Below are 2,214 nucleotides of genomic sequence, written 5' to 3'. Positions count from 1 at the left end.
CGTTGCATCCTGGCACTCCGTTCCCGGTCAGCGGGTGCGCCGGCTGCCTCCGGCGGGCCCGCCCCTGCCCTTCCGGCCGCGCTTCGCGCCCTGGTGTTCGGCCGCCTCGTGGCTGTCCCTTTCCGCTGACCGCTGGCTCTTGCCGGCAGCCGAAATCTGCTGGTGCCACTCCCGGGCGTAGGCGCGGCTGGCCGCAGCATCGTGCCGTCGGGCCAGGGCCGCAATTTCACGCTGGAGCTTCAGGTAGCTCGTCCAGCGCCTGTCCTCGAGCGATCCGTCCGCGAGTGCGGCCCGCACGGCGCAGCCGGGTTCGCTGCCATGGGCGCAGTCGGAGAACCGGCACTGCCCGAAGAGTTCCTCGAGATCGCCGAACATCTCCGTCATCCCGCCGTCGGCGTCGAACAGCCCAAAGCCGCGCACCCCCGGGGTGTCCATCAGCACGGCACCGCCCGGCAGGGGCACCAGTTCGCGGGCGGTGGTGGTGTGCTTGCCCTTGCCGTCGCCGGACCGGACTGCCCCGGTTTCCTGGACTTCGGCACCGGCGAGGGCGTTGATGAGTGTGGATTTTCCGGCTCCCGAGGGCCCCAGCAGCACGAGGGTGCCGCCGGGCGGGAGGTGGCCCAGCAGTTCATCGAGGCCGTCGCGCTGTTCCGCGGAGGTGGTGACCACTGCGACGCCGGCGGCCTGGAGCATGACCTCGCCAACGACGTCGTCCGCGACGTCGGCAAGGTCCGCTTTGGTGATGATGACGAGCGGGGTGGCGCCGGAGTTCCAGGCCGCGACGAGGGTGCGCTCGAGCCGGTTGTGGGTGAGCGGCCGGTCCACGGGCACCACAACGCCGACAATGTCCATGTTGGCGCCCAGCACCTGCGCCTCCGAGGACGCATCGAAGGCGCGTTTGCGGCTCAGTTCCGAGTGCCGGGGCAGGATCCGCGCGATGGCAGGATCCCCCGCGGTATTGGATCCCAGCCAGACCCAGTCCCCGGTGGCGGGCAGTTCCCCGGTCCCGGGATAGGGCACATGAAGGGTCGTATCGTGCGTGGCGACGAGGACCAGGCTGCGGTCCACGCGGATGACCCGGGCCGCGCCGGTGCCGCCCGGCACGGGATGGGCTGCGAATCGTTCGGCGACGGCGGCGGTGAAGCCGAACCGTGCCGGGCCGGCGGGAAGGTGGGTGGTGGCGGGGTGGGTGGCGCCCGAGGCGCCCGGACGTGCAAATGGAGTAGTCAACGAAAGCCCTTTGGTGGGCCCCGGTGCACGTGCCGAGCTGCGGGTTCTCTTGAACCGGGCAGCTGTAGGGGCTAGTGGGTGCTGATGGCCGGGGCGGGAATGATGGAGTGGCTGATGTTGGCGCGCAGCGCGCACCGGACTGTTGCAGTCATCGTCTCCACCTCCCCGTTATCGCGATCGGCTCTTCTGCCGGTTTTTAGGATAGCCGGATGCCCCGGGCCTGGCTAGGAAACCGTCAGGATAGTTTGCCGTTCAGCGGCCGCTCGCGGTGGAGCCGGAGCGCGGCGTCGACGAGCGAGACCTTGTGGAGTCCCTCGACGTCCGCCAACGGGATCCAGGCCGCGTGGGTAGTGCTGCCGTCCACCTCGTGCCGCAGGTCCCCGCCGGTGATCGTCGCCTCGTAGACGAGCCGGAGGGACTGGAAGTCCCGCTCGCCGCCGTCGATCCGGATCTCCGCGGGCCAGTGCCCGACGTCGATCCCCAGCATGGCGCCGACCTCCGCGTGGTATCCGGTTTCCTCGTAGACCTCCCGGCGGCAGCCGTCGACAGGGTGCTCGGCCAGGTCAAGGCCGCCGCCCGGCAGGGTCCAGCCCTCCTTGCCGCCCTGCTTCCAGTACGCCAGGAGGATGGCGCCGTCGCGGATGATGACCGCGTACGCGGCGGGGCGGGTGTCGAAGTTCAGGCTCATTGCTCCAGCGTAGTTGCCTGCCGGCGTAGTATCCCGGCGGCCGCGTCAGCCCTGCTCTGCCACGAGTTGGAGCACACCAAAGACGGGATCCTGGTCCAGAACCCGGACGTCGGTGATACCCGCGGCGGCCAGGGCTGCGCGGAAGGATTCCTGCAGGCGCGGGACGTTCATGCCCAGTCCGCTGCCCAGGATCACCGGGCCCGCGATGCCGAGCTGCCGGACCGTCTGCTCGGCGAGAGCTGCCAGGTCCCGCCCGGCCTGGTCCACGAGTTCCTGGCTGGCGGCGTGGCCGGCGG

General features: G+C 70.5%; 2 protein-coding genes and 1 pseudogene. All 3 read right to left on the bottom strand.

Annotated features, from left to right (window positions below; all coding sequences use genetic code 11):
• Positions 1 to 27: 27 nt before the first annotated feature.
• Complete coding sequence (gene rsgA, locus K789_RS0120690) at positions 28 to 1,230, bottom strand: ribosome small subunit-dependent GTPase A (RefSeq protein ID WP_024368414.1); 1,203 nt, start codon at positions 1,228 to 1,230, stop codon at positions 28 to 30.
• Positions 1,231 to 1,465: 235 nt separating this feature from the next.
• Entirely contained in the window at positions 1,466 to 1,918 is a 453-nt protein-coding gene (locus K789_RS0120680) for an NUDIX hydrolase (RefSeq protein ID WP_024368413.1), read from the bottom strand.
• Positions 1,919 to 1,963: 45 nt separating this feature from the next.
• A pseudogene (locus K789_RS0120675) lies at positions 1,964 to 2,214 on the bottom strand (ATPase); the annotation flags it as partial.

It is taken from the genome of Arthrobacter sp. TB 26 (assembly GCF_000427315.1).
In the GTDB taxonomy this organism is placed as follows: domain Bacteria; phylum Actinomycetota; class Actinomycetes; order Actinomycetales; family Micrococcaceae; genus Arthrobacter.
This window is presented reverse-complemented; position numbering and strand designations above follow the sequence as displayed.

Coding starts and splice junctions, on each gene's coding strand:
- K789_RS0120680 (WP_024368413.1), bottom strand. CDS start 1,918: ATGAGCCTGAACTTCGACACCCGCCCCGCCGCGTACGCGGTCATCATC.